General features: G+C 58.2%; 22 protein-coding genes. 19 read left to right on the plus strand and 3 right to left on the minus strand.

Features of this window, described 5'->3' with window-relative positions; genetic code table 11:
- Nucleotides 1–94 precede the first annotated feature (94 nt).
- Genes tauA through tauD form a run of 4 tightly spaced genes read left to right on the plus strand, consistent with a single transcriptional unit; the run spans nucleotide 95 to nucleotide 3,616 of the window.
- The gene (gene tauA / locus RGV06_RS14740; RefSeq protein ID WP_019828597.1) at nucleotides 95–1,078 is read left to right on the plus strand and encodes a taurine ABC transporter substrate-binding protein; all 984 of its coding nucleotides are present in this window, start codon (nucleotides 95–97) and stop codon (nucleotides 1,076–1,078) included.
- 26 nt (nucleotides 1,079–1,104) lie between these two features.
- Entirely contained in the window at nucleotides 1,105–1,899 is a 795-nt protein-coding gene (gene tauB / locus RGV06_RS14745; protein WP_046808795.1) for a taurine ABC transporter ATP-binding subunit, read from the plus strand.
- Nucleotides 1,896–2,732, plus strand: coding sequence for a taurine ABC transporter permease TauC (gene tauC / locus RGV06_RS14750; RefSeq protein WP_322150322.1), 837 nt, complete (start codon nucleotides 1,896–1,898; stop codon nucleotides 2,730–2,732). Before tauB ends, tauC begins: the two co-directional genes overlap by 4 nt.
- Nucleotides 2,733–2,782: 50 nt before the next feature.
- Complete coding sequence (tauD, locus tag RGV06_RS14755) at nucleotides 2,783–3,616, plus strand: taurine dioxygenase (RefSeq protein ID WP_019828594.1); 834 nt, start codon at nucleotides 2,783–2,785, stop codon at nucleotides 3,614–3,616.
- Between the two features lie 47 nt (nucleotides 3,617–3,663).
- Here the strand turns inward: tauD and RGV06_RS14760 are convergent, their stop codons facing one another.
- The gene (locus tag RGV06_RS14760) at nucleotides 3,664–4,308 is read right to left on the minus strand and encodes a TetR/AcrR family transcriptional regulator (protein ID WP_322150325.1); all 645 of its coding nucleotides are present in this window, start codon (nucleotides 4,306–4,308) and stop codon (nucleotides 3,664–3,666) included.
- A gap of 100 nt (nucleotides 4,309–4,408) precedes the next feature.
- The gene (locus tag RGV06_RS14765) at nucleotides 4,409–5,785 is read right to left on the minus strand and encodes a glutamine synthetase family protein (protein WP_019828592.1); all 1,377 of its coding nucleotides are present in this window, start codon (nucleotides 5,783–5,785) and stop codon (nucleotides 4,409–4,411) included.
- 278 nt (nucleotides 5,786–6,063) lie between these two features.
- On the opposite strand from RGV06_RS14765, the gene RGV06_RS14770 reads away from it, so the two are divergent.
- From RGV06_RS14770 to RGV06_RS14805, 8 genes are all read left to right on the plus strand, one after another.
- Nucleotides 6,064–6,840, plus strand: a complete 777-nt coding sequence (locus tag RGV06_RS14770) for a gamma-glutamyl-gamma-aminobutyrate hydrolase family protein (protein ID WP_322150328.1) — start codon at nucleotides 6,064–6,066, stop codon at nucleotides 6,838–6,840.
- A 36-nt stretch (nucleotides 6,841–6,876) separates the two neighbouring features.
- Entirely contained in the window at nucleotides 6,877–8,235 is a 1,359-nt protein-coding gene (locus RGV06_RS14775) for a glutamine synthetase family protein (protein WP_019828590.1), read from the plus strand.
- A gap of 61 nt (nucleotides 8,236–8,296) precedes the next feature.
- A complete protein-coding gene (locus RGV06_RS14780; protein ID WP_048352439.1) occupies nucleotides 8,297–9,661 on the plus strand; it encodes an aspartate aminotransferase family protein in 1,365 nt (454 codons plus the stop codon).
- 184 nt (nucleotides 9,662–9,845) lie between these two features.
- The gene (locus RGV06_RS14785) at nucleotides 9,846–10,958 is read left to right on the plus strand and encodes a polyamine ABC transporter substrate-binding protein (protein ID WP_019828588.1); all 1,113 of its coding nucleotides are present in this window, start codon (nucleotides 9,846–9,848) and stop codon (nucleotides 10,956–10,958) included.
- Nucleotides 10,959–11,215: 257 nt separating this feature from the next.
- The gene (locus tag RGV06_RS14790) at nucleotides 11,216–12,310 is read left to right on the plus strand and encodes a polyamine ABC transporter substrate-binding protein (RefSeq protein WP_322150331.1); all 1,095 of its coding nucleotides are present in this window, start codon (nucleotides 11,216–11,218) and stop codon (nucleotides 12,308–12,310) included.
- Nucleotides 12,311–12,379: 69 nt separating this feature from the next.
- Complete coding sequence (potA, locus tag RGV06_RS14795; protein WP_046808802.1) at nucleotides 12,380–13,522, plus strand: polyamine ABC transporter ATP-binding protein; 1,143 nt, start codon at nucleotides 12,380–12,382, stop codon at nucleotides 13,520–13,522.
- Nucleotides 13,519–14,439, plus strand: coding sequence for an ABC transporter permease subunit (locus RGV06_RS14800; RefSeq protein WP_072022787.1), 921 nt, complete (start codon nucleotides 13,519–13,521; stop codon nucleotides 14,437–14,439). The genes potA and RGV06_RS14800 overlap by 4 nt, the downstream gene beginning before the upstream one ends.
- Entirely contained in the window at nucleotides 14,436–15,326 is an 891-nt protein-coding gene (locus RGV06_RS14805; protein ID WP_046808804.1) for an ABC transporter permease subunit, read from the plus strand. Before RGV06_RS14800 ends, RGV06_RS14805 begins: the two co-directional genes overlap by 4 nt.
- A gap of 122 nt (nucleotides 15,327–15,448) precedes the next feature.
- On the opposite strand, the gene RGV06_RS14810 is transcribed toward RGV06_RS14805, so the two are convergent.
- A complete protein-coding gene (locus RGV06_RS14810) occupies nucleotides 15,449–15,829 on the minus strand; it encodes a hypothetical protein (protein WP_046808805.1) in 381 nt (126 codons plus the stop codon).
- Between the two features lie 152 nt (nucleotides 15,830–15,981).
- On the opposite strand from RGV06_RS14810, the gene phoB reads away from it, so the two are divergent.
- The 7 genes from phoB (at nucleotide 15,982) to epsC (ending at nucleotide 25,430) form a co-directional block, all read left to right on the plus strand.
- On the plus strand, nucleotides 15,982–16,674 hold the full coding sequence (gene phoB, locus RGV06_RS14815) for a phosphate regulon transcriptional regulator PhoB (RefSeq protein WP_016782809.1): 693 nt from the start codon (nucleotides 15,982–15,984) through the stop codon (nucleotides 16,672–16,674).
- A 44-nt stretch (nucleotides 16,675–16,718) separates the two neighbouring features.
- Nucleotides 16,719–18,041 (plus strand): phosphate regulon sensor histidine kinase PhoR, encoded by a 1,323-nt coding sequence (gene phoR / locus RGV06_RS14820; RefSeq protein WP_048352564.1) that lies wholly within the window; start codon nucleotides 16,719–16,721, stop codon nucleotides 18,039–18,041.
- A 99-nt stretch (nucleotides 18,042–18,140) separates the two neighbouring features.
- Nucleotides 18,141–19,481 (plus strand): hemolysin family protein, encoded by a 1,341-nt coding sequence (locus RGV06_RS14825; RefSeq protein WP_046808807.1) that lies wholly within the window; start codon nucleotides 18,141–18,143, stop codon nucleotides 19,479–19,481.
- Nucleotides 19,482–19,735: 254 nt separating this feature from the next.
- Complete coding sequence (locus tag RGV06_RS14830) at nucleotides 19,736–21,043, plus strand: CitMHS family transporter (RefSeq protein ID WP_019828320.1); 1,308 nt, start codon at nucleotides 19,736–19,738, stop codon at nucleotides 21,041–21,043.
- 245 nt (nucleotides 21,044–21,288) lie between these two features.
- A complete protein-coding gene (locus tag RGV06_RS14835; protein WP_019828319.1) occupies nucleotides 21,289–22,947 on the plus strand; it encodes a Na/Pi cotransporter family protein in 1,659 nt (552 codons plus the stop codon).
- 83 nt (nucleotides 22,948–23,030) lie between these two features.
- Complete coding sequence (locus RGV06_RS14840) at nucleotides 23,031–24,407, plus strand: M16 family metallopeptidase (protein ID WP_019828318.1); 1,377 nt, start codon at nucleotides 23,031–23,033, stop codon at nucleotides 24,405–24,407.
- A 96-nt stretch (nucleotides 24,408–24,503) separates the two neighbouring features.
- Entirely contained in the window at nucleotides 24,504–25,430 is a 927-nt protein-coding gene (gene epsC, locus RGV06_RS14845) for a serine O-acetyltransferase EpsC (protein ID WP_019828317.1), read from the plus strand.
- Nucleotides 25,431–25,480 lie beyond the last annotated feature (50 nt).

Consider the following 25,480-nt stretch of genomic DNA (forward strand, 5'->3'; position numbering starts at 1 on the left):
TAAGCTAATGCTTAAAAGTTATTTATTTAGTGTTTCTTAGATCATTTAACCTCGCATTCTGCCGATATCCGGCCGCCTGCCGAGGAGCTTCCTGATGAAACTGCATTCTCCCCTACGCCTATTGGCTGCTCTGTCTCTGGCGGGTGCCAGCTTCTTCGCGCAGGCTGCCAGCACGGATGTCACCGTGGCTTACCAAACCACGGTGGACCCGGCGAAGGTCGCCCAGGCCGATGGTGCTTACGAGAAAGCCACGGGCGCCAAGATCAACTGGCGCAAGTTTGATAACGGCGCCGACATCATTGCCGCCATCGCCTCGGGGGATGTGCAGATTGCTTACCTGGGCTCTAGCCCGCTGACGGCCGCGGTGACTCGCAACGTACCGGTTGAAACCTTTTTGATCGCCACCCAGCTGGGGGGCTCTGAAGCCTTGGTCGCCCGCGATGGTTCGGGGATCAACGGCCCGCAGGATCTGGTCGGCAAAAAAGTGGCCGTGCCCTTTGTGTCCACCGGCCATTACAGCCTGCTGGCCGCGTTGAAACACTGGAACATCGACCCTTCGAAAGTACAGATTCTGAACCTCGCACCACCGGCCATCGTGGCTGCCTGGAAGCGTGGCGATATCGATGCCACCTACGTGTGGGACCCGGCATTGGGCACGGCCAAGGAAAACGGCAAGGTGCTGATCACCTCGGGTGAGCTGGGCAAGCTCGGCGCACCGACTTTTGATGCCTGGATCGTGCGCAAGGACTACGCCGCCAAGCACCCTGAAGTGGTCAAGCAGTTCGCCAAGGTGACGCTGGACGCCTACGCCGACTACCACAAGGATCCAAAAGCCTGGCTGGCCAATCAGAGCAACATCGACAAAGTGGTGAAGCTTTCGGGCGCCAAGGCAACGGATATCCCTCTGCTGCTGCAAGGCAACGTGTACCCGCTGGCCGCAGATCAGGTCGTGTTGTTGGGCGCACCCACTACCAAAGCCCTGGCCGACACCGCTGCTTTCTTGAAAGAGCAGAAAAAGGTCGACGCTGTACTGCCGGACTACGCGCCGTCGGTCAACGCCACTTTTGTTACTCAATAATCAACGCCGCTGAGGAGTCGACCGTCATGGCCTTGTTATCGCTGGAGCGCATCAGCGCACAGTACCCAGGCGCCGCTGAGCCGGTGCTGTCGGACATTTCCGTCAGCCTGGGCCCTCAACAACTGCTGGTCGCACTCGGCCCGTCGGGCAGCGGTAAAACCTCGTTGCTGAATTTGATTGCAGGCTTTGTGGAGCCCAGCGGGGGTCGAATTACCCTGGATGGCGTTCCGGTTCAAGGCCCCAGTGCCGAGCGCGGGGTGGTGTTTCAGGACGACGTGCTGCTGCCGTGGCAAGACGTGTTGGCGAACGTAGCCTTTGGCCTTGAGCTGGCCGGTGTGCCGCGCAACAAACGTGAAGACCGGGCGCGTGAAATGCTGGCGCTGGTGGATTTGTCCGGCTTTGAGAGTCGCCGGGTGTGGGAGCTATCGGGCGGGCAAAAACAGCGCGTGGGCCTTGCCCGTGCTTTGGCTGCCGACCCGCGCGTGCTGCTGATGGATGAACCGTTCGGTGCGCTTGACGCTTTTACCCGTGAGCAGATGCAAGAGCTGCTGCTGCAAGTGTGCCGCCGCACTGACAAACCCGTTTTCCTGATTACCCACGACATTGAAGAAGCGGTGTTTCTGGCCACGGATTTGATCTTGTTGGCGCCTAACCCGGGTCGCATTGTTGAACGGCTGACCCTGGATTTTGGCCAGCGCTACAACGCGGGCGAGTCTGCCCGCTCGATCAAGTCCGACCCTCGTTTTATCGAAACCCGTGAACATGTGCTTGAGCGCGTGTTTTCACAACGCGGTGCCGCCCAGCGGCAGGAGCGCGCATGAGCAGTTATGAAGCCGTTACTGGCGCCCCCATTGCTGTGCCCCACGCACCGCGCCCGGTTAAACGCAGCCTGAGCACGCGCTGGATCAGCGTCCTGACCCTCGTCACTCTGATCGCCGTCTGGTGGGCTGTCACTGCGGGCGGGTGGATCGAGCCGCTGTTTTTGCCACCGCCCTCTGCCGTGCTGCAAAAAGGCTGGTTGCTCGCGACCGCTGGCTATATGGACTCCACCCTGTGGCAACACCTGGGCGCGAGTTTGAGCCGTATCGGGCTGGGGCTGGGCTTTGCGATTCTGACGGCAGTGCCGGTGGGTATCGCCATTGGTCACAACCGGATTGCGCGGGGGATTTTCGACCCGCTGATCGAGTTCTATCGTCCGATTCCGCCTTTGGCCTATTTGCCGCTGATCGTGATCTGGTGCGGCATTGGCGAGTTGTCGAAAGTATTGCTGATTTACCTGGCGATTTTTGCCCCGATTGCCATTGCTACCGCGACGGGCGTACGCACGGTCGACCCGGCCAAAGTGCATGCGGCGCAGTCGTTGGGCGCCACGCGCTGGCAGCTGATTCGCCATGTGATTTTGCCGAGTGCCTTGCCGGATATTTTGACCGGAGTACGCATTGGTCTGGGCGTGGGCTGGTCGACCCTGGTGGCCGCCGAGCTGATCGCCGCCACCAGTGGCCTGGGCTTCATGGTGCAGTCCGCCGCGCAATTTCTGGTCACCGATGTGGTGGTGCTGGGGATTCTGGTGATCGCCATCATCGCCTTTGCCATGGAAATGGGCCTGCGCGCCCTGCAACGCAAGCTGGTGCCGTGGCACGGCCAGGCTCACTAATTAACAGAACTCGACGCTGATTAATCGGCGCGCTGATAAAGAGACAGATCATGAGCCTGACCATTACCCCGATTAGCTCTGCCCTGGGCGCCCAGATTGACGGCGTCGACCTGACTCAACCCCTGAGCCTTGAGTACCGTGATGCCATCGAGCAAGCGTTGTTGGCGCATCATGTGGTGTTCTTCAGGAATCAGTCGATTACGCCCCAGCAGCAGGCACGTTTTGCCGCCAACTTCGGCGATCTGCATATTCATCCGATTTATCCCAACGTGCCGGAGCAGCCAGAAGTGCTGGTGCTGGACACGGCCGTGACCGACGTGCGCGATAACGCGGTGTGGCACACCGACGTAACCTTTTTGCCGACGCCGGCCATGGGCGCGGTATTGAGTGCCAAGCAACTGCCAGCCTTTGGTGGCGATACGTTGTGGGCGGCCGGAATCGCCGCGTTTGAAGGGTTGTCCAGGCCGCTGCAGGTGCTGCTGGAGGGGTTGACGGCCACTCACGACTTCACCAAGTCGTTCCCGCTGGAGCGCTTTGGATCGACCCCGGAAGATTTGGCACGTTGGGAACTCACCCGTAAAAACAATCCGCCCCTGTCGCACCCGGTGATTCGCACGCACCCGGTAAGCGGGCGTAAATCGCTGTTCGTCAACGAAGGTTTCACCACGAAGATCAACGAACTTTCAGAGGCTGAAAGTGAAGCGATCCTCAAGCTGCTGTTCGCCCATGCCACCCGCCCCGAATACACCATTCGCTGGCGCTGGCAGGAAAATGACGTGGCTTTCTGGGACAACCGCGTGACCCAGCATTACGCCGTGGACGACTACCGCCCCAATCGCCGCGTGATGCATCGTGCGACCATTTTGGGTGATGCGCCGTTCTGAGCCGCTCCCACAAAGGCAATCTCACAAGAGTTGATGCAGGCTTACGGTCAGGTGTTTGACGGGCTTACACGTTTCGGCAAAAAAGTCGGCAAGTACAGTCCCAGATAAGCATCCACCACGCGCATCCCTTCTTCGGCCATGCGCGGGGTGATGCAGTCGTGCAATTGAATCGAACGCGCATACACGCGGTCACCCAACTCCATTGCCAGGGCAAATACGTCGACGTCCTGTGGCAGTGCTGGCAGCTCAAAATGACGCATGAATACGTCATGCAGCAGTTGGCCCAGTTCAATGTCGTGCTGGCGGTCGGCCTGAGTGACTTCGGTGAGACCATGCTGGGCCAGGATGAGTTGTCGGGCCGCTGCATCTTCGCTGTAGATCGTCAGCATGCGCCGCTCAACGATGCGCGACAGATCCCCCCAGCCATTGAGCGCGTCATGCTCAATCGGCGCCTGCAGGCAGGCGCGGAACGCGGCGTGTACATCACCGGTCAGCGCTTCGAGGAGCGCGGGCACTCCCGCAAAAAAGTGATAGACCGATGACGGCGGGATTTCAGCGCGTTCGGCCACGCTGTAAATCGACAGGCTGGACACCCCTTCTTCTGCCAGCAGTGTGCGGGCAGCAGTGAGTATTGAATCGATCCGCAGCTGACTGCGAGCGCGTGACTTTCGAGGTGTGGCAAGGCGCGTCATGGGTGTCTCCTGCGGGGCAGTGCGCATTGTACGACCCTGGCGGCCATAAAAAAACGCCGCAGGCGGTGAGGCCTGCGGCGTTCTTTTGGACTGCAATCGCTTACACGGTATGCAAGTACCAGTTGTATTCGAGGTCGGAGATGGAGTGTTCAAACTCTTCCAGCTCGCTCTCTTTACAGGCGACAAAAATATCGATGTATTTCGGGTCGATATATTTGGCCATGACTTCGCTGTCATCCAGCTCACGCAACGCATCGCGCAGGTTGTTTGGCAGGCTTTGCTCGTTCTGCTCGTAGCTGTTGCCTTCGACAGGTGCGCCCGGTTCGATCTTGTTGGTCAGACCGTGGTGAACGCCGGCCAGTACAGAGGCCATCAACAGGTACGGGTTGGCATCGGCACCGGCAACCCGGTGTTCGATACGGACCGAGTCGGACGAGCCGGTGGGGACGCGAATCGCCACAGTACGGTTGTCCAGGCCCCAGCACGGCGAGTTCGGCACGTAAAACTGTGCGCCGAAACGACGGTAGGAGTTGACGTTCGGGCAAAGGAAGGCCATCTGCGCTGGCAGGGTCTCCAGCACACCGCCGATCGCATGACGCAATGCGGCGTTCTGCTCGGGATCCTCGCTGGCAAAAATATTTTTGCCCTCTTTGTCCAGAATCGATATGTGAACGTGTAGTCCGTTGCCCGCCTGGCCCGGGTAAGGCTTGGCCATGAACGTGGTGTCCATCTCATGGTCGTAGGCGATGTTTTTGATCAGACGCTTGAGCAGTACCGCGTAGTCGCAGGCCTTGATCGGGTCGGCAACGTGGTGCAGGTTCACTTCGAACTGCGCCGGGGCACTTTCTTTGACGATGGCGTCAGCCGGGATGCCTTGCTCTTTGGCACCTTCCAGAATGTCCTGGAGGCAGTCGACGTATTCATCGAGGTCGTCGATCAGGTAAACCTGAGTCGAGTGCGGACGTTTGCCGGAGATCGGCGAACGTGGAGGCTGTGGGCGACCGTTAACGTTCTCCTGGTCAATCAGGTAGAACTCCAGCTCGAAAGCCGCGCAGATGGTCAGGCCCATTTCGTCAAACTTGGTAACAACTTGGCGAAGTACTTCACGTGGATCGGCGAAGAATGGTTCACCTTCAAGTTCGTGCATGGTCATCAGCAGTTGCGCGGTTGGGCGCTTTTGCCACGGCTCGTTGCACAGGGTGTCGGGGATGGGATAACAGATTCTGTCTGCGTCACCGATATCCAGACCCAGACCGGTGCTTTCCACCGTTGAGCCGTTGATATCAAGGGCAAATAGAGAGGCCGGCAGGTTGATGCCTTTCTCGTAGACCTTGTGCAGGCTGGTGCGTTCGATGCGCTTACCGCGCACCACACCATTCATATCCGCAATGAGAAGGTCTACGTACAGAACCTCAGGATGATCCTTAAGGAACGCGTTCGCTTCGTTAAGCTGAACGGCACGCGGGGGTACCGACATGATGCAACACCTTTGTTGTTAAAAATATCAATCATTGAGCGCTACGGGATTCAGTCAACCCGAACGGCATACCGAAGTCAAGCAGCCTCTTTTTTGCCCTGAAAAAGCGCCTAAAGGCCATTTTTGACGCTTTTTGGGGCGTGTTTGCCCTGTTTCAATTGTTGCCGACCGCAGGCTTGAGCGGGCCGTGTTGTATTTTTTACGGGGGTGTTGTGTAAAAAAATGAACAAGGCTAAGCTCGATTCAAACCCATAACAGCAATAATACCGGGGTGTTACATGTCACGCCTGCCGTTAATCGGCGTTACCGCCTGCACCAAGCAGATCGGTTTGCATCCTTATCACATCACTGGCGATAAGTACGTGCGAGCAGTTGCAGTGGCTGCCAAAGGCTTGCCTCTGATCATTCCGTCCCTGGCGGAACTGATTGATCCGACCGATATTCTTGACGGTCTGGACGGCATCCTCTTTACCGGGTCGCCCTCCAATATTGAACCCCATCTTTATAGCGGTTCGGCCAGCGTGCCAGGCACGCTGCATGATCCTGACCGTGATCGCACTACCCTCCCCTTGATTCGTGCTGCACTGGCGGCTGGCGTTCCGGTGCTCGGCATTTGCCGCGGCTTTCAGGAGTTGAATGTAGCTCTGGGTGGCTCACTTCACCAGAAATTGCACGAAGTCGAAGGCTTTATTGAGCATCGCGAAGATCCCAGCGCCCCGGTTGAGGTGCAATACGCGCCGAGCCACGCCATGCACGTTCAACCCGGCGGCGTCCTGGCAGGCCTGGGCTTGCCGGCGGAGTTCGAGGTCAATTCGATTCACACCCAGGGTATCGAGCGGGTAGCGCCGGGCCTGCGGGTTGAAGCGATTGCCCCGGACGGTCTGGTTGAGGCGGTGTCGGTGGAGGGCGGCAAGGCTTTTGCTTTAGCGGTTCAGTGGCACCCCGAATGGCAGGTAAGCTCTAACCCGAATTATCTCGCCCTCTTCCAGGCATTTGGAGATGCCTGCAGAAGGCGCGCAACACAACGCGACGCGGATGCGTCAGTAAACGCCTGACTTATTCAAGTCAGGACACTCAGCCCAGAGGCATTTATGAGTAACAACCTCGACCAGCTCACCGATTGGTTGAAAGACCACAAGATCACAGAAGTCGAATGCATGATCGCCGACCTCACCGGGATTACTCGCGGGAAGATTTCGCCGACCAACAAGTTCATTGCTGAAAAAGGCATGCGCCTGCCCGAAAGCGTCCTGCTGCAAACCGTAACGGGCGACTATGTCGAAGACGACATCTATTACGAGCTTCTGGACCCGGCCGATATCGACATGATCTGCCGTCCTGACCAGAACGCAGTGTTTATGGTGCCGTGGGCGATTGAGCCCACCGCTCAGGTGATTCACGACACCTACGACAAGCAGGGCAACCCGATTGAGTTGTCGCCGCGCAACGTGCTTAAAAAGGTCCTCAAACTCTACGCCGACCACGGCTGGCAGCCGATTGTGGCGCCAGAAATGGAGTTTTACCTGACCAAGCGCAGCGACGACCCGGACTATCCGTTGCAGCCGCCGATTGGTCGCTCCGGTCGCCCTGAAACGGGTCGTCAGTCTTTCTCTATTGAAGCGGCCAACGAATTCGATCCGCTGTTCGAAGACGTTTATGACTGGTGCGAGCTGCAAGAGCTGGATCTGGACACGCTGATCCACGAAGACGGCACGGCGCAGATGGAAATCAACTTCCGTCACGGTGATGCACTGTCGCTGGCCGATCAGATTCTGGTGTTCAAGCGCACCATGCGCGAAGCCGCGCTCAAGCACGACGTAGCCGCCACCTTCATGGCCAAGCCCATGACCGGTGAGCCTGGCAGCGCCATGCATTTGCACCAGAGCATTATCGACATCAACACGGGCAAAAACATCTTCTCCAATGAAGACGGGACCATGAGCCAGTTGTTCCTCAATCACATCGGCGGGTTGCAGAAGTTCATTCCAGAGCTGCTGCCACTGTTCGCGCCGAACGTGAACTCCTTCCGCCGCTTCCTGCCGGACACTTCGGCACCGGTTAACGTGGAATGGGGCGAAGAGAACCGTACCGTGGGGCTGCGTGTGCCGGATGCAGGCCCGCAAAACCGCCGGGTTGAAAACCGTTTGCCGGGCGCCGACGCCAACCCGTACCTAGCCATTGCGGCCAGCTTGCTGTGTGGCTACATCGGTATGGTCGAGGGCATCAACCCGAGCGCACCCGTAGTGGGTCGTGGTTATGAACGTCGTAATTTGCGTCTGCCTTTGACCCTCGAAGAGGCATTGGCCCGCATGGAAAGCAGCAAGACTGTCGAGAAGTACCTGGGCACCAAGTTCATTGCAGGCTACGTGGCCGTCAAACGTGCCGAGCATGAAAACTTCAAGCGCGTCATCAGTTCGTGGGAGCGGGAATTCCTGCTGTTCGCCGTCTGACACGCCGAGGGGCTGCGCCTTGGAGGCGCGCCCCTCCTCTACTGAATAAAAGGAGAGCTGTATGACTAACAAGAACCCGCAAACCCTTCAATGGCAACAACTGAGTAACGATCACCACCTGGCACCATTCAGCGACTTCAAACAGTTGAAGGAAGTTGGCCCACGCATCATCACGCACGCCAAGGGCGTGTATCTGTGGGACAGCGAAGGTCACAAGATTCTCGACGGCATGGCCGGCCTGTGGTGTGTTGCCATCGGTTATGGCCGTGACGAGCTGGCTGAAGCCGCCAGCAAGCAAATGCGCGAACTGCCGTACTACAACCTGTTTTTCATGACCGCGCACCCGCCGGTGCTCGAGCTGTCCAAAGCCATCGCCGAGATCGCGCCTGAAGGCATGAATCACGTGTTCTTCACCGGCTCAGGCTCTGAAGGCAACGACACCATGTTGCGTATGGTTCGCCACTACTGGGCGATCAAGGGCCAGCCCAACAAGAAAACCATCATCAGCCGCAAAAACGGCTACCACGGCTCCACCGTGGCCGGTGCCAGCCTGGGCGGCATGACCTACATGCATGAACAGGGCGACTTGCCGATCCCGGGCATCACCCACATCGCTCAACCGTACTGGTTCGGTGAAGGTGGCGACATGTCCCCGGAAGAGTTCGGCATCTGGGCAGCCAATCAGCTTGAAGAAAAAATCCTCGAGCTGGGCGTCGACACTGTCGGTGCCTTTATTGCCGAGCCGATCCAGGGCGCGGGCGGCGTAATTGTGCCGCCAGCCACCTACTGGCCGCGCATCAAGGAAATCCTGGCCAAGTACGACATTCTCTTTGTTGCCGATGAAGTGATTTGTGGTTTTGGTCGCACTGGCGAGTGGTTCGGTAGCGATTTCTACGACCTTAAGCCGGACATGATGACCATCGCCAAGGGCCTGACCTCGGGCTACATCCCGATGGGTGGCCTGATCGTGCGCGACGAAGTGGTTGCCGTGCTCAACGAAGGTGGCGATTTCAACCACGGCTTCACCTACTCGGGTCATCCGGTAGCGGCAGCAGTGGCACTGGAAAACATCCGCATCCTGCGCGAAGAAAAAATTATCGAGAAGGTTCACGCCGAAACGGCACCGTATTTGCAAAAGCGTTTACGTGAACTGAACGATCACCCGTTGGTGGGCGAAGTGCGTGGTGTGGGCCTGTTGGGCGCCATTGAACTGGTGCAGGACAAAGCCACCCGCAAACGTTACGAAGGCCGTGGTGTTGGCATGATCTGCCGCCAATTCTGCTTCGCTAACGGTCTGATCATGCGTGCCGTCGGCGACACCATGATCATCTCGCCGCCACTGGTGATCAGCAAAGACGAGATCGACGAACTGGTGACCAAGGCGCGTAAGTGCCTGGATCTGACCTTGGAAACATTGCAAGGTTAACTGCTAGGCTTTGGGCGCAAGACAACTTCGGTTTTAAAGTAGGCAATTGCGCTCAGGGCCTTAAGAATCAAGGCTCTTTCCTTGAAAGCCTGCCCCAGATCTTGCCAGACTAGCCTCCGGCTTTAGTCACCTTGAGATCAGGTCGCTGAATCGGTGGTTTAAAAGAACAATTGGAGCATTACAGATGACGGCATCCGGATTTAAAAAAGCTGGCAAGACACTTCTCGCTCTCTCCTTGATGGGTGTGATGGCTGGGGCAGCTCAAGCTGCGGACAAGGTTCTGCACATTTACAACTGGTCCGATTACATCGCGCCTGACACCGTTAAAAAATTCGAAGACCAAACCGGTATCAAGGTGGTCTACGACGTGTTCGACAGCAACGAGACCCTTGAGGCCAAACTGCTGGCGGGCAAGTCCGGCTACGACATCGTCGTGCCATCCAACAATTTCCTGGCCAAGCAGATCAAGGCCGGGGTTTACCAGGAGCTGGACCGTTCCAAGCTCCCTGACTGGAAAAACCTCGATCCTGCGTTGCTCAAGGCCGTTGGCGATGCCAGCGACAAAGACAACAAACATGCGTTCCCCTACATGTGGGGCACCATCGGTATTGGCTACAACCCTGAGAAGGTCAAGGCTGCTTTGGGCGTCGACACCATCGATTCCTGGGACGTGCTGTTCAAGCCCGAGAACGCTGCCAAGCTCAAGAGCTGCGGCATAAGCTTCCTCGATTCGCCGACCGAAATGATCCCGGCCGCCCTGCACTACCTGGGCTACCCGACTGATTCCCAAGACAAGAAGCAACTGGCTGAAGCCGAAGCGCTGTTCTTGAAAATTCGTCCTTCGGTTGGCTACTTCCACTCCTCCAAGTACATCTCCGACCTTGCCAACGGCAACATCTGTGTCGCGGTGGGTTACTCGGGTGACCTTGAGCAGTCCATCTCCCGTGCCAAAGAGGCCGGCGACAAGGTCAAGCTCAAGTACGTGATACCTAAAGAAGGTGCTGGCAGTTTCTATGACATGGTCGCCATTCCCAAGGATGCCGAGAACGTTGACGCCGCTTACGCCTGGATGAATTTCCTGATGCAGCCAGAAATCATGGCCGAGATCACCAACAGCGTGCGTTTCCCGAACGGTAACAAGGCTGCAACGCCACTGGTGAATAAAGACATCTCTGGCGACCCGAGCATTTACCCGTCCGATGAAGTGAAGGCCAAGCTGTACGCAATCAGCGATTTGCCGCCTACAACGTTGCGTTTGCTGACGCGCAGCTGGACCAAGATCAAGTCCGGTAAATAACCAAACGCTGTAGTCGCTGCCGAAGGGGTGCGTAGCAACCCGTTGTCCCAAAGGCCCCGCGATCCCCTTCGCAACCTGCGGCAGCGGCTACAAAATTTGGTTTAAACGGATACAAATCAGGGCTTTACGGTAATTAATCGCGGAAAACTTTGCTGTGTCGGTTTATCGAGGGTAAGTTGCGCGCCGGTTTTGTCTTTGGCGGCTCGACTGCCGTGTGACGCGGGCAACTCAGGCCCACCTATTTAGAGGACCATCACGTGTCTATATCTTTGTTTCGCAAGACCTTGTTGGTCGGGGCCGGTTTGACGTTCGCCGTCAGCGTGCAAGCGGCACCTACGGTGCATATTTACAACTGGTCGGACTACATCGCGCCGAACACGCTGGCTGATTTTGAGGCCGCTACCGGCATCAAGCCCGTGTATGACGTCTTCGATTCCAACGAAACCCTGGAAGGCAAACTGCTGGCCGGGCGTACCGGTTATGACGTGGTCGTTCCGTCTAACCATTTCCTGGGCAAGCAGATCAAGGCGGGCGCGTTTCAGAAGCTCGACTTGTCGCAGCTGCCGAACTATTCCAACCTCGACCCGGCCTTGCTCAAGCGCCTTCAGGCCAATGACCCGGGTAACCAATATGCAGTGCCGTATCTGTGGGGCACCAATGGCATTGGGTATAACGTCGATAAAGTCAAAGAAGCACTGGGCGTCGATAGCATCGACTCCTGGGATGTGGTGTTTAAACCCGAGAACATGAAGAAGCTGTCCAAGTGCGGCGTAGCCTTCCTGGATTCGGCTGATGAAATGCTGCCAACCGTACTCAATTACCTGGGCCTGGATGCCAACAGCACCAACCCCAAGGACTACAAAAAGGCAGAAGCAACCCTGATGTCGGTGCGTCCATACGTCACCTACTTCCACTCTTCCAAATACATCTCCGACCTGGCCAACGGCAACATCTGTGTTGCGATTGGCTTTTCCGGTGATGTGTTCCAGGCCAAGGCGCGTGCCGAGGATGCAAAAAAGGGCGTGAACATCGCCTACATCGTGCCCAAGGAAGGCGGCGCCCTGTGGTTTGACATGCTGGCCATCCCCAAGGACTCCGGCAACGTCAAGGAGGCCCACACGTTCATCAACTACTTGCTCAAGCCTGAAGTGATTGCACAGGTCAGCGACTATGTCGGTTACGCCAACCCCAATCCTGCGTCCGACAAGGTGATGGATGAGTCCATTCGCAGCGATGAAGCGGTTTACCCCACTCAGGCGGTGCTGGACAAGACATACGTCTCAACCGAGTTGCCTGCGAAAATACAGCGTCTGATGACGCGTACGTGGACCAAGGTCAAGACGGGCAAGTAATCTCGCAAGACCACCTATCCAAGGCCCGACTATCTGGGTTGGGCTGCTAAATTTGTTGGGAGTTTCGTAATGGCTGTTGCCTCCGGCGCCTATAAGAAAGCCCTCGAGGGCGACCAGACACCTAAAAAGGTGCTGGTCAAAATCGACCGGGTCACGAAAAAATTCGACGAGACGATTGCCGTGGACGATGTGTCCCTGGAAATCAACAAGGGTGAAATTTTCGCCCTGCTCGGTGGATCGGGATCGGGCAAATCTACTTTGCTGCGCATGCTCGCCGGTTTCGAGCGCCCAACTGAGGGTCGTATTTTCCTCGACGGTGTAGACATCACTGACATGCCGCCCTACGAGCGGCCGATCAACATGATGTTCCAGTCATACGCGCTGTTCCCGCACATGACCGTGGCCCAGAACATCGCTTTCGGCCTCAAGCAGGACAAAATGTCCAATGCCGAGATCGATGCCCGCGTGGGCGAAATGCTCAAGCTGGTGCACATGAGCCAGTATGCCAAGCGCAAGCCTCATCAGTTGTCCGGTGGTCAGCGCCAGCGTGTGGCCCTGGCCCGCTCGCTGGCCAAGCGCCCGAAACTGCTGCTGCTCGATGAGCCGATGGGCGCGCTGGACAAAAAACTGCGCTCGCAGATGCAGCTTGAGCTGGTGGAAATCATCGAGCGCGTCGGCGTGACCTGCGTCATGGTGACCCACGATCAGGAAGAGGCCATGACCATGGCCCAGCGCATTGCCATCATGCACCTGGGCTGGATTGCCCAGATCGGCAGCCCGATCGACATCTACGAGACACCGGTCAGCCGTCTGGTGTGCGAGTTCATTGGCAACGTCAACCTGTTCGACGGTGAAGTGGTCGACGACGCTGAAGGCTATGCGCGCATCAAGTGCCCGGAACTGGAGAACGACATTTACGTCGGTCACGGTGTCAGCACTTCGGTGGAAGACAAACACACCACCTACGCCATCCGCCCGGAAAAAATGCTCGTCACCACCGAGAAACCGGCGTGTGAGTACAACTGGTCGCGCGGCAAGGTGCATGACATCGCCTACCTGGGCGGTCACTCGGTGTTTTACGTTGAACTGCCGAGCGGCAAGCTGGTGCAGTCCTTTGTGGCCAACGCCGAGCGCCGTGGCGCGCGTCCTACCTGGGATGACGAAGTCTACGTGTGGTGGGAAGACGACAGCGGCGTGGTACTTCGCTCATGAACATGCGAAAGCTTAAACGCCGACTGCAACGAATAACCCCCGGTGGCCGTCATGTGGTCATCGGGATTCCATTCCTGTGGCTGTTTTTGTTTTTCATGCTGCCGTTCTTCATTGTGTTGAAGATCAGCTTTGCTGAAGCCGACGTCGCAATCCCGCCGTATACCGAGATCTACAGCTACGTTGAGCAGAAAGTTCAGCTGCTGCTGAATCTGGGCAACTACGCCATGCTGGGCGACGACGAACTGTATATCGCTGCCTACCTGGGCTCGCTGAAGATGGCGTTTTTCAGCACGGCGTTGTGCCTGCTGATCGGTTATCCGATGGCCTATGCCATCGCCAATGCGCGCAAAGAGATGCAGACCGTGCTGGTGCTGCTGATCATGATGCCGACCTGGACCGCGATCCTGATCCGGGTGTATGCGTGGATGGGCATCCTCAGCAACAACGGCCTGCTCAATGGCTTTCTGATGTCGATGGGCTGGATCAGCGAACCGCTGCAGATCCTCAACACCAACATCGCGGTGTACATCGGCATCGTCTATTCGTACCTGCCGTTCATGATCCTGCCGCTGTACGCCAACCTGGTGAAACACGACACCAGCCTGCTGGAAGCCGCGTCTGACCTGGGTTCGAGCACCATCAACAGCTTCTGGAAAATCACCGTTCCGTTGTCGAAAAACGGCATCATCGCCGGCTGCATGCTGGTGTTTATCCCGGTAGTGGGCGAGTTCGTGATTCCGGAACTGCTTGGCGGCCCGGAAACCCTGATGATCGGTAAAGTGTTGTGGCAAGAGTTCTTCAACAACCGTGACTGGCCGGTAGCGTCTGCGCTTGCCGTCGTCATGCTGGCGATCCTGATCGTGCCCATCATTCTGTTCAACCGCAGCCAGGCTAAAGAGCTGGAGGGCAAGATATGAATCGCTTCCGTTTTTCTAGCTTCATGTTGGTCGCGGGGTTGCTGTTCATCTACCTGCCGATGCTGATTCTGGTGATCTACTCGTTCAACGCTTCCAAGCTGGTCACGGTGTGGGGCGGCTGGTCGCTGAAGTGGTATGTAGGCCTGCTGGACAACACGCAACTGATGGGCTCGGTGATGCGCTCCCTGGAAATCGCCTTTTACACGGCGATTGCAGCGGTAGCGCTGGGCACCCTGGCGGCGTTCGTACTGACCCGTATCTCGCACTTCAAGGGTCGCACGCTGTTTGGCGGCCTGGTGACGGCGCCGCTGGTGATGCCGGAAGTGATCACCGGCCTGTCGCTGTTGCTGCTGTTCGTGGCCATGGCGCAGATGATTGGCTGGCCGCAAGAGCGTGGCATCGTCACCATCTGGATCGCCCACACCACGTTCTGCTCGGCCTATGTGGCGGTGGTGGTGTCGTCGCGTCTGCGTGAGCTGGACCTGTCGATCGAAGAGGCGGCCATGGACCTGGGTGCCAAGCCGTGGAAGGTGTTCTTTTTGATCACCATCCCGATGATCGCGCCGTCACTGGCTGCGGGCGCCATGATGTCCTTTGCCCTGTCGCTGGACGACCTGGTACTGGCCAGCTTCGTGTCGGGGCCGGGGTCCACGACCTTGCCGATGGAAGTGTTCTCGGCGGTGCGTCTGGGGGTTAAGCCCGAGATCAACGCCGTGGCCAGCCTGATCCTGCTGGCGGTGTCGCTGGTGACCTTCATGGTGTGGTTCTTCAGCCGTCGTGCTGAAGAGCACCGCAAAAAGGCCATTCAGCAAGCCATCGACGAGTCGGCGGCGGAGTCCTGGAAACAGCCGGATGTACGTCGTCCGCATTCGACAAACGCGGGTTAAGGCGAGCGCCATAAAAAACCTCGCCCCCTGTGAAGGGGGCGAGGTTTTTTTATAGGCTGCGGTCAGAAGCCCCTCACCCCAGCCCTCTCCCGGAGGGTTAGGGTGAGGGGTTTTTGATCCTCCTAAGGCTTGGCCACCTTCCAGGCTCCGTCCATTTTGCCGTCTCCAGTCGCGTCGCCAGCCTTTTTGTCCATGACAAAGGTATACAGCGGCTTGCCGTCATAGGCCCATTGCATATGGCCGTCATCGCGTTTAATGGCCGTCCATTTGCCCATGTCTTTGGCCGTGCTCTCGGCAGCCAGCGGTGGCCAGTTGGAGGCACACTTGTCATTGCACATCGATTTGCCGCCCGCATCCTTGGCGAAGGTATAGAGCGTCATACCGTTATGGTCGACGAGCATGCCATCCTTGGTCATCGCCGGATCAGCCGCAAACGCCATACCGGGTAGGGTAAAGGCGGCAGCCAACAGCAATGTCTTGAGGGAAAACGAGCTAGAAATCATCGGAATCGTCCTGTTTGTGGTTGTACGATTTGAACTCAAAGCGTAGTTCACTAACCGTTAGCACGCGCTCCACACCCAAAGCTGTCACACGACTGCAATAATTCCGTTATCTAATGCGCCACAAGACAGTTAAATGACATGAGGATTACGGCATGGTAGGCAGGAGCATTTTGATCGTTGATGACGAGGCGCCGATTCGCGAGATGATCGCCGTGGCCTTGGAAATGGCGGGCTACGACTGCCTTGAAGCCGATAATGCTCAGGACGCCCACGCCATTATCGTGGACCGCAAGCCGGACCTGATCCTGCTTGACTGGATGCTGCCCGGCGGCACCTCGGGCATCGAGCTGGCCCGGCGCCTCAAGCGTGAAGAGCTGACCAGTGATATCCCGATCATCATGCTCACGGCCAAAGGTGAAGAAGACAACAAGATCCAGGGGCTCGAAGTGGGTGCTGATGATTACATCACCAAGCCGTTTTCCCCGCGTGAACTGGTTGCCCGCCTCAAAGCCGTTCTGCGCCGTGCAGGCCCGGCCGATGCTGAATCCCCTATCGAGATCGGCGGCTTGCTGCTCGATCCGATCAGCCACCGCGTAACCATCGACGGCACCCCCGCCGAAATGGGCCCTACCGAATACCGCCTGCTGCAGTTCTTCATGACCCACCAGGAGCGTGCCTACACCCGCGGCCAATTACTCGATCAGGTGTGGGGCGGCAACGTCTACGTGGAAGAGCGCACCGTAGACGTGCACATCCGCCGCCTGCGCAAAGCCCTCGGTGAGGCCTATGAAAATCTGGTACAAACCGTGCGTGGCACCGGTTACCGGTTCTCTACCAAGGCCTGATACCGGCTTTATCTGATCCAACGGCAAGCAAGGACCCGCGCGACGTGAATCAAAACTGGCATGGCACTCTGATTCGTCATTTGTTGCTTCTGGTCACAGGCTGCCTGGTGGTCGGGCTGCTCAGTGGCTATTACGGCTGGAGCCTGGCCATTGGCCTGGCGTTTTATTTGGGCTGGACCCTCAAGCAGTTGTTGCGTTTGCACGAATGGCTGCGCCAGCACAAACCCGACGAAGCCCCCCCCGATGGCTATGGCCTGTGGGGCGAAGTGTTCGACAGCATCTACCACCTGCAACGCCGCGATCAGCGTGTGCGTGGGCGTCTGCAAGCGGTGATCGATCGGGTACAAGAGTCCACGGCAGCCCTGCAGGACGCGGTGGTGATGCTCGACAGCGACGGCAACCTGGAATGGTGGAACCGCGCAGCCGAGACCCTGCTGGGGCTCAAGACGCCCCAGGACAGCGGCCAGCCTGTGAGCAATCTGGTCCGTCACCCGCGCTTCAAGGAATATTTCGAGCAGGGCAACTACGTTGAGCCGCTGGATATCCCCTCGCCGGTCAACGATCACTTACGCATCCAGCTCTACATCACGCGCTATGGCAATAACGAACACCTGATGCTGGTGCGCGACGTGACGCGGATCCATCAGCTGGAGCAAATGCGCAAAGACTTTATCGCCAACGTGTCCCACGAACTGCGCACGCCGTTGACGGTGATCTGCGGCTATCTGGAAACCCTGCTCGATAATGTCGACGACGTGAATCCGCGCTGGAAACGCCCCTTGTCGCAAATGCAGCAACAGGGCGAGCGCATGCAGACCTTGCTCAACGACTTGCTGTTGTTGGCCAAACTCGAAGCCACGGACTACCCCTCAGATAACCAGCCGGTGGCTATCGACACGTTGCTGCGCTCGATCAAAAGCGACGCCCAGGCGTTGTCAGGGCAGCGCAACCAGACAATTACCCTGGACGTCGAAGCCGATTGCGCCCTCAAAGGCAGTGAAGCCGAATTGCGCAGCGCGTTTTCCAATCTGGTCTTTAACGCGGTCAAATACACCCCCGATGGTGGCAGCGTGCGCATTCGCTGGTGGGCGGACAGCAGTGGAGCGCACTTGAGCGTGCAGGATTCGGGTGTGGGCATCGACAGCAAACACTTGCCGCGCCTGACCGAACGCTTCTACCGCGTGGATTCCAGCCGAAACGCCAGCACTGGCGGCACCGGGTTGGGGCTGGCTATCGTCAAGCATGTCTTGTTGCGCCATCGTGCGCGTCTGGAGATCAGCAGCGTGTTGGGCCACGGCAGCACGTTTACCTGCCATTTTGCGCCGATCCAGGTGACAAAATCACAGGCCCAAACGCGGGTCGACTAGGCCCTGCGGCCTTTGCCCACTAGGCAAGGGCCACATCAGCCGTTACATTGTTTGGCCATATCTCCCCATTTGTAACGACGGAACCCGTAAAACTCCATCATGGACCCTTCCCCTGGCTTGACCCTCGCGACACTCTTCGCCGACTTCGGCATGATTCTTTTTGCTCTGATCCTGGTTTTGCTCAACGGTTTTTTCGTTGCGGCCGAATTCGCCATGGTCAAATTGCGCTCGACCCGAGTCGAGGCGATTGCCGAGGACAACGGCTGGCGCGGACAGATCCTGCGCACCGTTCATAACCAGCTCGACGCCTACCTTTCGGCTTGCCAACTGGGTATCACCTTGGCATCGCTGGGGCTGGGCTGGGTCGGTGAACCGGCGTTCGCCCACATACTGGAGCCGCTGCTGGGTGCCATCGGTGTCGAGTCGCCTGAAGTGATCAAGGGTGTGTCGTTCTTTACCGCCTTTTTCATCATTTCGTACCTGCACATCGTGGTTGGCGAACTGGCCCCTAAATCGTGGGCCATTCGTAAGCCAGAGACCTTGTCGCTGTGGACCGCCGTGCCGCTGTACCTCTTCTACTGGGCCATGTACCCGGCGATTTACCTGCTCAACGCCAGCGCCAACGCCATTTTGCGTATTGCTGGCCAAGGTGAGCCCGGCGCCCATCACGATCACGCCTACAGCCGCGAAGAACTCAAACTGATCCTGCACTCCAGCCGCGGTCAGGACCCGAGTGACCAGGGCATGCGTGTACTGGCTTCGGCGGTGGAAATGGGTGAGCTGGAAGTGGTCGACTGGGCCAACTCCCGCGAAGACCTTGTGACCCTGGACTCCAAGGCCCCGCTCAAGGAAATCCTGGCGCTGTTCCGTCGTCACAAATTCAGCCGTTACCCGGTCTATGACGCAGACACCAATACCTTCGTCGGTTTGCTGCACATCAAGGACCTGCTACTCGAGTTGGCCGACCTTGATCACTTGCCTGAAACCTTCAACCTTGAAGAGCTGACCCGGCCGCTGGAGCGCGTGTCGCGACACATGCCGCTGTCCCAATTGCTGGAGCAGTTCCGCAAGGGCGGTGCTCACTTTGCCCTGGTCGAAGAAGCGGACGGCAAGGTGGTGGGCTACCTGACCATGGAAGACGTGCTGGAAGTGCTGGTCGGTGACATCCAGGACGAACACCGCAAGGCCGAGCGCGGCATCCTCTCTTATCAACCCGGCAAACTGCTGGTACGCGGCGACACGCCGTTGTTCAAGATCGAACGCTTGTTGGGTGTAGACCTTGACCACATTGAAGCCGAAACCATTGCGGGCCTGATCTACGACACCCTCAAACGGGTGCCCGAAGAAGAAGAGCAACTGGAAGTCGAAGGCCTGCGCATCATCATCAAAAAGATGAAAGGCCCGAAAATCGTCTTGGCTAAAGTCCTGAAGATGGATTAAAGCCCGCACAGAGACGGTGATTCAAACCGTGGGAGCGAGCCTGCTCGCGAATGACCTTCGCGAGCAGGCTCGCTCCCACAGTGCCGCCTTGACCAGCAATAGAGTTTCACTCCCTCCAGTAAGTTTTTTCACCAGCGAAAGCTGGCTGAAAGTATTCCCCTCTAGCATCGAGTCATCACCGGCATAAGACCGGCTGGCCTGCCACGCGAACAACACGCTGGCAGCGCCCTACTACAACAATAATGGTGACTTCCATGCTGACCTTCCTTGGCTTTGCCATGGTCATTACATTTATGTACTTGATCATGACCAAGCGTCTATCCGCACTGATTGCCCTGATTCTGGTACCCATCATCTTCGCGTTGTTCGGCGGTTTTGCGCCGAAGATCGGCCCCATGATGCTCGAAGGCATCACCAAGCTAGCCCCGACCGGGGTGATGCTGATGTTCGCCATCCTCTACTTTGCCCTGATGATCGACTCCGGCCTGTTCGACCCGGCAGTGCGCAAGATCCTCAAGCTGGTCAAGGGCGACCCGCTCAAGATCTCGGTGGGCACTGCGGTGCTGGCCCTGGTGGTCTCTCTGGATGGTGACGGCGCGACCACTTACATGATTTGCGTGGCCGCCATGTTGCCGCTCTACAGCCGCATTGGCATGAGCCCGCGGATCATGGCCGGCCTGATTATTCTGGCCGGTGGCGTGATGAACATGACGCCCTGGGGTGGCCCGACCGCCCGGGCGGCCAGTGCACTGCACGTCGACCCGTCGGACATCTTTGTACCCATGATCCCGGCCATGCTCGCAGGCTGCCTGGCAATCCTTGCCATCGCGTGGTTCTACGGCAAGCGTGAACGTGCGCGTCTGGGTGAGCTGCACCTGCACGGCGATGAAATCGACCACAGCGAAATCAGCGTCTCGCAATTCCCGGATGCCCGTCGGCCAAAACTGATCTGGTTCAACGGTGCGCTGACCCTGGCGCTGATGGTCGCCCTGATCGCCGGTTTGCTGCCATTGCCCGTACTGTTCATGGTGGCGTTCAGCATCGCGATGATCGTTAACTACCCTTGCCTGCAACAGCAAAAAGACCGCGTTGCGGCGCATGCTGGCAGCGTACTGGCAGTGGTCGGGCTGATTTTTGCAGCGGGTATTTTCACCGGCATCCTGTCGGGCACCGGCATGGTCGACGCCATGTCCAAAAGCCTGCTGGCGGTTATCCCTCCTGCGATGGGCCCTTATCTGGCCGTGATTACCGCGCTGGTGAGCATGCCGTTTACCTTCTTCATGTCCAACGATGCGTTCTACTACGGCGTACTGCCAGTACTGGCTGAAGCCGCCAGCCACTACGGCATCACTGCCGCCGAAATGGCCCGCGCTTCGATTGTTGGTCAGCCTGTGCATTTGCTGAGCCCATTGGTGCCATCGACTTACTTGCTGGTGGCGTTGGCCGGTATCGAGTTCGGCGATCACCAGCGCTTCACCCTCAGGTGGGCCATTCTGGTATGCCTATGCATCATGGTTGCGGCGCTGCTGTTGGGGACATTCCCGCTGTTCAGCACGCTTTAACCCCCTCCGGTGTGGGAGCGGGCTTGCTCGCGATGCAAACGACGCGGTGTTTGAGTTAAACCGTGTCGAAGCCATCGCGAGCAAGCCGGCTCCCACAATGCCACCATCGTCCGCAAGTGTTTCAACCCTCCGCCAGCTATGCGATGCTGGCGCTCTGCTCAATTGCCGACTACATCTTAAGAAACATCTGTAGGAACGGCCCGCAGCTATCTGATCCTTAGACACATCTATTACAGGGAGCCAGCATGCTGACCCTGCTCAATCTGCTTTCCGCTGTTGCCTTGTTGATCTGGGGCACTCACATCGTTCGAACCGGCATTTTGCGGGTCTTCGGTACCAACCTGCGTCATGTCATCGGGCAAAACGCCTCCAGGCGCATGTTTGCTTTCGTCGCCGGGATCGTGGTCACAGCCATGGTGCAGAGCAGCAACGCTACGGCCATGCTGGTCACTTCATTCGTCGGCCAGGGGCTGATGGCACTCACCCCTGCGCTGGCAACCATGCTCGGCGCCGATGTCGGTACGGCCTTGATGGCCCGGGTGCTGACCTTTGACCTCTCGTGGTTGTCACCCCTGCTGATTTTTCTGGGTGTGATTTTCTTTCTGACGCGCAAGCAAACCCGCGCCGGACAACTGGGTCGGGTCGCAATTGGCTTGGGCCTGATTATTCTGGCGCTGCAACTGATCGTCGAAGCCGCAACCCCCATTACTCACGCCCAGGGCGTGAAGGTGATCTTTGCCTCGCTGACCGGCGATATTCTGCTGGATGCCCTGGTCGGCGCTCTGTTCGCGATGGTCTCCTACTCAAGCCTGGCGGCGGTACTGCTGACCGCAACACTGGCCGGTGCGGGCGTGATCAGTCTGCACGTGGCAATCGGTCTGGTGATTGGGGCCAACATTGGTAGCGGCGTGCTGGCCTTTCTCAGTACCAACATGCAAAACGCCGCCGGGCGTCAGGTGGCGTTGGGCAGCCTGCTCTACAAACTCATTGGCCTGTTGCTGATCATGCCCGTGCTCGATCCGCTGGTGGCCTGGATGGACAGCCTGAGCTATAGCGCCCAGGAACTGGTGATCGGTTTCCACCTGCTCTACAACACTGCCCGTTGCTTTTTGATGCTACCGACGGTGGGCCTGATGGCGCGCATCTGCGCCTGGCTATTGCCCGAACGAGAGCAAACCAACGGCGTGGCCAAGCCGCGCCATCTGGACCCGGCAGCGCTCGACACACCGAGCCTGGCCCTCGCCAACGCCGTGCGGGAAACCCTGCGTATTGGCGACCTGATCGACACCATGTTGGTCAATATGCTCGACGTTTTGCGCGGCAAGCAGACCGCTGTCACCCAAGAAATGCGCACGCTGAGCGATGAAGTCGAAGTGCTCTACAGCGCGGTCAAACTCTATCTGGCACAAATGCCTCGGGAAGACTTGAGCGAACAGGACAGCCGACGCTGGGCAGAAATCATCGAACTGGCGATCAACCTCAAACTCGCCAGCGATGTGATCGAACGCATGCTGCGCAAAGTCCAGCAGCAGAAAACCTCCCAGCGTCGATCGTTTTCAGAGACCGGGCTGGAGGAGTTGGTGGTCCTGCAAAGTCAGCTGATCGATAACCTGCGACTCGGGCTGACCGTGTTTCTGAGTTCAGACCCGCAAAGCGCCCGCCAACTGCTGCGCGAGAAGCGCCGCTTTCGCGCCCAGGAGCGGCGCCTGGCCCACGCTCACGTAAGCCGTTTGCAGCGCAAGGTCACGCAAAGCATTGAGACCAGCTCCATGCACCTGGAGTTGATCGCGGACATGAAACGCTTGAACTCACTGTTTTGCGGCAGTGCCTACGTGGTTCTTGAAACCTCTGAAACCGGCGCGCTGGAGCTGGATAACGCAGCGGATACGCAACATTTTCCTTGAACGTTACCTGCCGGGGTGTTGTCAGCCGGTAAGCAGAGACTAAGCTGCACCGGCTCAAGGACTCGAGAATTCAGGGATTTTTTATGCGCTGCCTGCTGTTCATCTGTTTACTGCTCGGCGCGACTCAGGGCTTTGCCCTTGATCGTAACAGTGTCGAGGGTTACCAACTCCCCAATGGTCTGCAACTCATCCTCAAGCCCGGTAATGATCGCGGGCACGTGTCGATTCGGCTGGTGGTAGGTGTGGGGCTGGATGACTTTTCATGCGCCGACCAGCAGTTACCGCACCTGCTGGAGCATCTGCTTTTCAGCGGCATCGATGACACCGGTGAGGGCGGTCTGGAGGAGCGCATGCAGGCGTTGGGGGGCGAATGGAACGCCTTTACCAGCCACGCCGACACCACCTTTGTGATCGAGGCCCCGGCTAAAAATCAGCGCAAAATCCTTGACCTGCTGTTGGGCTTGCTGACCCGTACGCAACTTACCGAGCAACGCATCAGCGATGCCAAGCAAGTGGTTGAGCGTGAAGACGGCGGCCATTACTCGCACTTGCAGCGTTGGCTGGACCGCCAGGATCTTGGCCACAGTGCCAGTAATCAATTGGCGGTCGAGTTGGGGCTTAAATGCGCAGAGCGGGCTGAAGTGCATGACCTTACGCGTCAACAGTTAGAGGCCGTTCGCCAGAATTGGTACGCGCCCAACAACATGTCGCTGATTATCGTGGGCGACCTGGACCGGTTGTTGCCGGCCTATCTGGAGCGTACGTACGGCGCCCTTGAACCGGTTGAGCCCAGTGAGCACAGGCCCTTGGCCGCGATCGATGCCAAGGCCGACGCCGAGCGTGAGCTGGTGCGCGGGGTGGTGGGTGACACGGCGACCTTGCACTGGCTGTTGCCGGAGCCGGTGATCGAGGGGCAGTCCGATGAAACCTGGAGCTTGCTGCGCGATTATCTGGAGTGGGCCCTGTACAGCGAACTGCGGCTCAAGCACGGGTTGTCTTACGGCCCCTGGGCGGAGCGCGAAGTGTTTGGCGGCGTGAGCTTTCTAAGCCTGAATGCGGACCTGGAGCGCGAAAATGTGCCTCAAGCCCGGCAGGTGATTGAACAACTGAAGGCCCGGCTTCTCAAGGACGGGCTGGACCCGCAGGTGTTTGCCCGGCTCAAGAACGCCGCCATTGCCCGCCAGGCGTGGGCGGTGCAAGGTAACAGCGCGCTGGCCGATTACTACTGGGCTTCGCTGGGTGACTACGAGGAGGGGCATTTCGCTGATCCGGCCAAGCAGCTTAAGACCATCAGCCTTGAGCAGGCCAATGCGGCACTGCGCGAGTTGTTTGCCGAGCCCGGCTATATCCGCATCGAAAAGCCGCTCTTCGGTTATCACAGCTTGAGCATGGCCATTCTGGGCGTGCTGGCCTTGCTGATTATCGTAGCGGTGAGCTGGCGGGCATGGCGTCGACGTTAAGCGGTCATTTGCTCCACTGCGAAACTCTTTGATACCGTAAAATCATTGCCAATTCGCGGCTGGTCGATCCAGCCGCCAGCGTGCGGAGTATTCATCGTGAGTGATCGTTCCAATCCTTGGCAATTGCAGGCCATCGTCTGCCAACTGCGCGCGGCGCGAAATCAGTGGCGCACGCAAAACGGGCGGGTCAGTGGTGAGCAAGGTGGCCGCGAGCTGCCGTCGCGTGCCGCGATGGCCGATATTCTCGAGGCCTTGTGTGGTGCGTTGTTCCCCATGCGTCTGGGCCCGGTTGACCTGCGTGAGGAGAGTGAAGACTTCTACGTCGGCCACACGCTGGATGTCGCGCTCAACGCCCTGCTGACCCAAGCCCGGCTGGAGTTGCGTTACGCGGCCCGCCAGGGCGGTCTGCCCGATGAGGGCGTGGATGCTACCGCGACCTTGCTGATTCAGGACTTTGCCCTGGCCCTGCCAGGCCTGCGCACGATTCTCGATACTGACGTACTGGCCGCGTACCACGGCGATCCGGCGGCCCGCAGTGTGGATGAAGTGCTGTTGTGCTATCCGGGGATTCTGGCGGTGATTCATCACCGGCTGGCGCATCACCTTTATCGCGCAGGCTTGCCTTTGCTGGCGCGCATCAGCGCAGAAATTGCGCACTCCGCCACCGGCATTGATATCCATCCTGGCGCGCAGATCGGGCCAAGCTTCTTTATTGATCATGGGACAGGCGTTGTGATCGGAGAAACCGCGATCATCGGTGAACGTGTGCGGATCTATCAGGCAGTGACCCTTGGGGCCAAGCGTTTCCCGGCGGATGAGTCAGGGCAACTGCAAAAAGGTCACCCTCGCCACCCGATCGTTGAGGATGATGTGGTGATCTACGCGGGCGCAACGATTTTGGGGCGTATCACCATTGGCCAGGGTTCAACCATTGGCGGCAACGTCTGGCTGACTCGCAGCGTACCGGCGGGCAGCAACCTGACCCAGGCCAACTTGCTGCATGATGACGGCACGCAGAAGTAAGATCGGGTGACACCTTGCCCCTCATCCCAGCCCTCTCCCGAAGGAGAGGG

Origin of the sequence: Pseudomonas sp. CCI3.1 (genome assembly GCF_034313985.1) — a bacterium.
GTDB lineage: Bacteria > Pseudomonadota > Gammaproteobacteria > Pseudomonadales > Pseudomonadaceae > Aquipseudomonas > Aquipseudomonas psychrophila.

Excerpts from the sequence above, each read along its gene's own strand:
- tauD (WP_019828594.1), top strand. The coding sequence starts at position 2,783 with ATGAGCCTGACCATTACCCCGATTAGCTCTGCCCTGGGCGCCCAGATT.
- RGV06_RS14775 (WP_019828590.1), top strand. The coding sequence starts at position 6,877 with ATGAGTAACAACCTCGACCAGCTCACCGATTGGTTGAAAGACCACAAG.
- RGV06_RS14830 (WP_019828320.1), top strand. The coding sequence starts at position 19,736 with ATGCTGACCTTCCTTGGCTTTGCCATGGTCATTACATTTATGTACTTG.
- RGV06_RS14805 (WP_046808804.1), top strand. The coding sequence starts at position 14,436 with ATGAATCGCTTCCGTTTTTCTAGCTTCATGTTGGTCGCGGGGTTGCTG.
- RGV06_RS14785 (WP_019828588.1), top strand. The coding sequence starts at position 9,846 with ATGACGGCATCCGGATTTAAAAAAGCTGGCAAGACACTTCTCGCTCTC.
- RGV06_RS14840 (WP_019828318.1), top strand. The coding sequence starts at position 23,031 with ATGCGCTGCCTGCTGTTCATCTGTTTACTGCTCGGCGCGACTCAGGGC.
- RGV06_RS14780 (WP_048352439.1), top strand. The coding sequence starts at position 8,297 with ATGACTAACAAGAACCCGCAAACCCTTCAATGGCAACAACTGAGTAAC.
- RGV06_RS14800 (WP_072022787.1), top strand. The coding sequence starts at position 13,519 with ATGAACATGCGAAAGCTTAAACGCCGACTGCAACGAATAACCCCCGGT.
- RGV06_RS14835 (WP_019828319.1), top strand. The coding sequence starts at position 21,289 with ATGCTGACCCTGCTCAATCTGCTTTCCGCTGTTGCCTTGTTGATCTGG.
- tauA (WP_019828597.1), top strand. The coding sequence starts at position 95 with ATGAAACTGCATTCTCCCCTACGCCTATTGGCTGCTCTGTCTCTGGCG.
- RGV06_RS14770 (WP_322150328.1), top strand. The coding sequence starts at position 6,064 with ATGTCACGCCTGCCGTTAATCGGCGTTACCGCCTGCACCAAGCAGATC.
- RGV06_RS14810 (WP_046808805.1), bottom strand. The coding sequence starts at position 15,829 with ATGATTTCTAGCTCGTTTTCCCTCAAGACATTGCTGTTGGCTGCCGCC.
- RGV06_RS14760 (WP_322150325.1), bottom strand. The coding sequence starts at position 4,308 with ATGACGCGCCTTGCCACACCTCGAAAGTCACGCGCTCGCAGTCAGCTG.
- phoB (WP_016782809.1), top strand. The coding sequence starts at position 15,982 with ATGGTAGGCAGGAGCATTTTGATCGTTGATGACGAGGCGCCGATTCGC.
- potA (WP_046808802.1), top strand. The coding sequence starts at position 12,380 with ATGGCTGTTGCCTCCGGCGCCTATAAGAAAGCCCTCGAGGGCGACCAG.
- RGV06_RS14825 (WP_046808807.1), top strand. The coding sequence starts at position 18,141 with ATGGACCCTTCCCCTGGCTTGACCCTCGCGACACTCTTCGCCGACTTC.
- tauB (WP_046808795.1), top strand. The coding sequence starts at position 1,105 with ATGGCCTTGTTATCGCTGGAGCGCATCAGCGCACAGTACCCAGGCGCC.
- tauC (WP_322150322.1), top strand. The coding sequence starts at position 1,896 with ATGAGCAGTTATGAAGCCGTTACTGGCGCCCCCATTGCTGTGCCCCAC.
- RGV06_RS14765 (WP_019828592.1), bottom strand. The coding sequence starts at position 5,785 with ATGTCGGTACCCCCGCGTGCCGTTCAGCTTAACGAAGCGAACGCGTTC.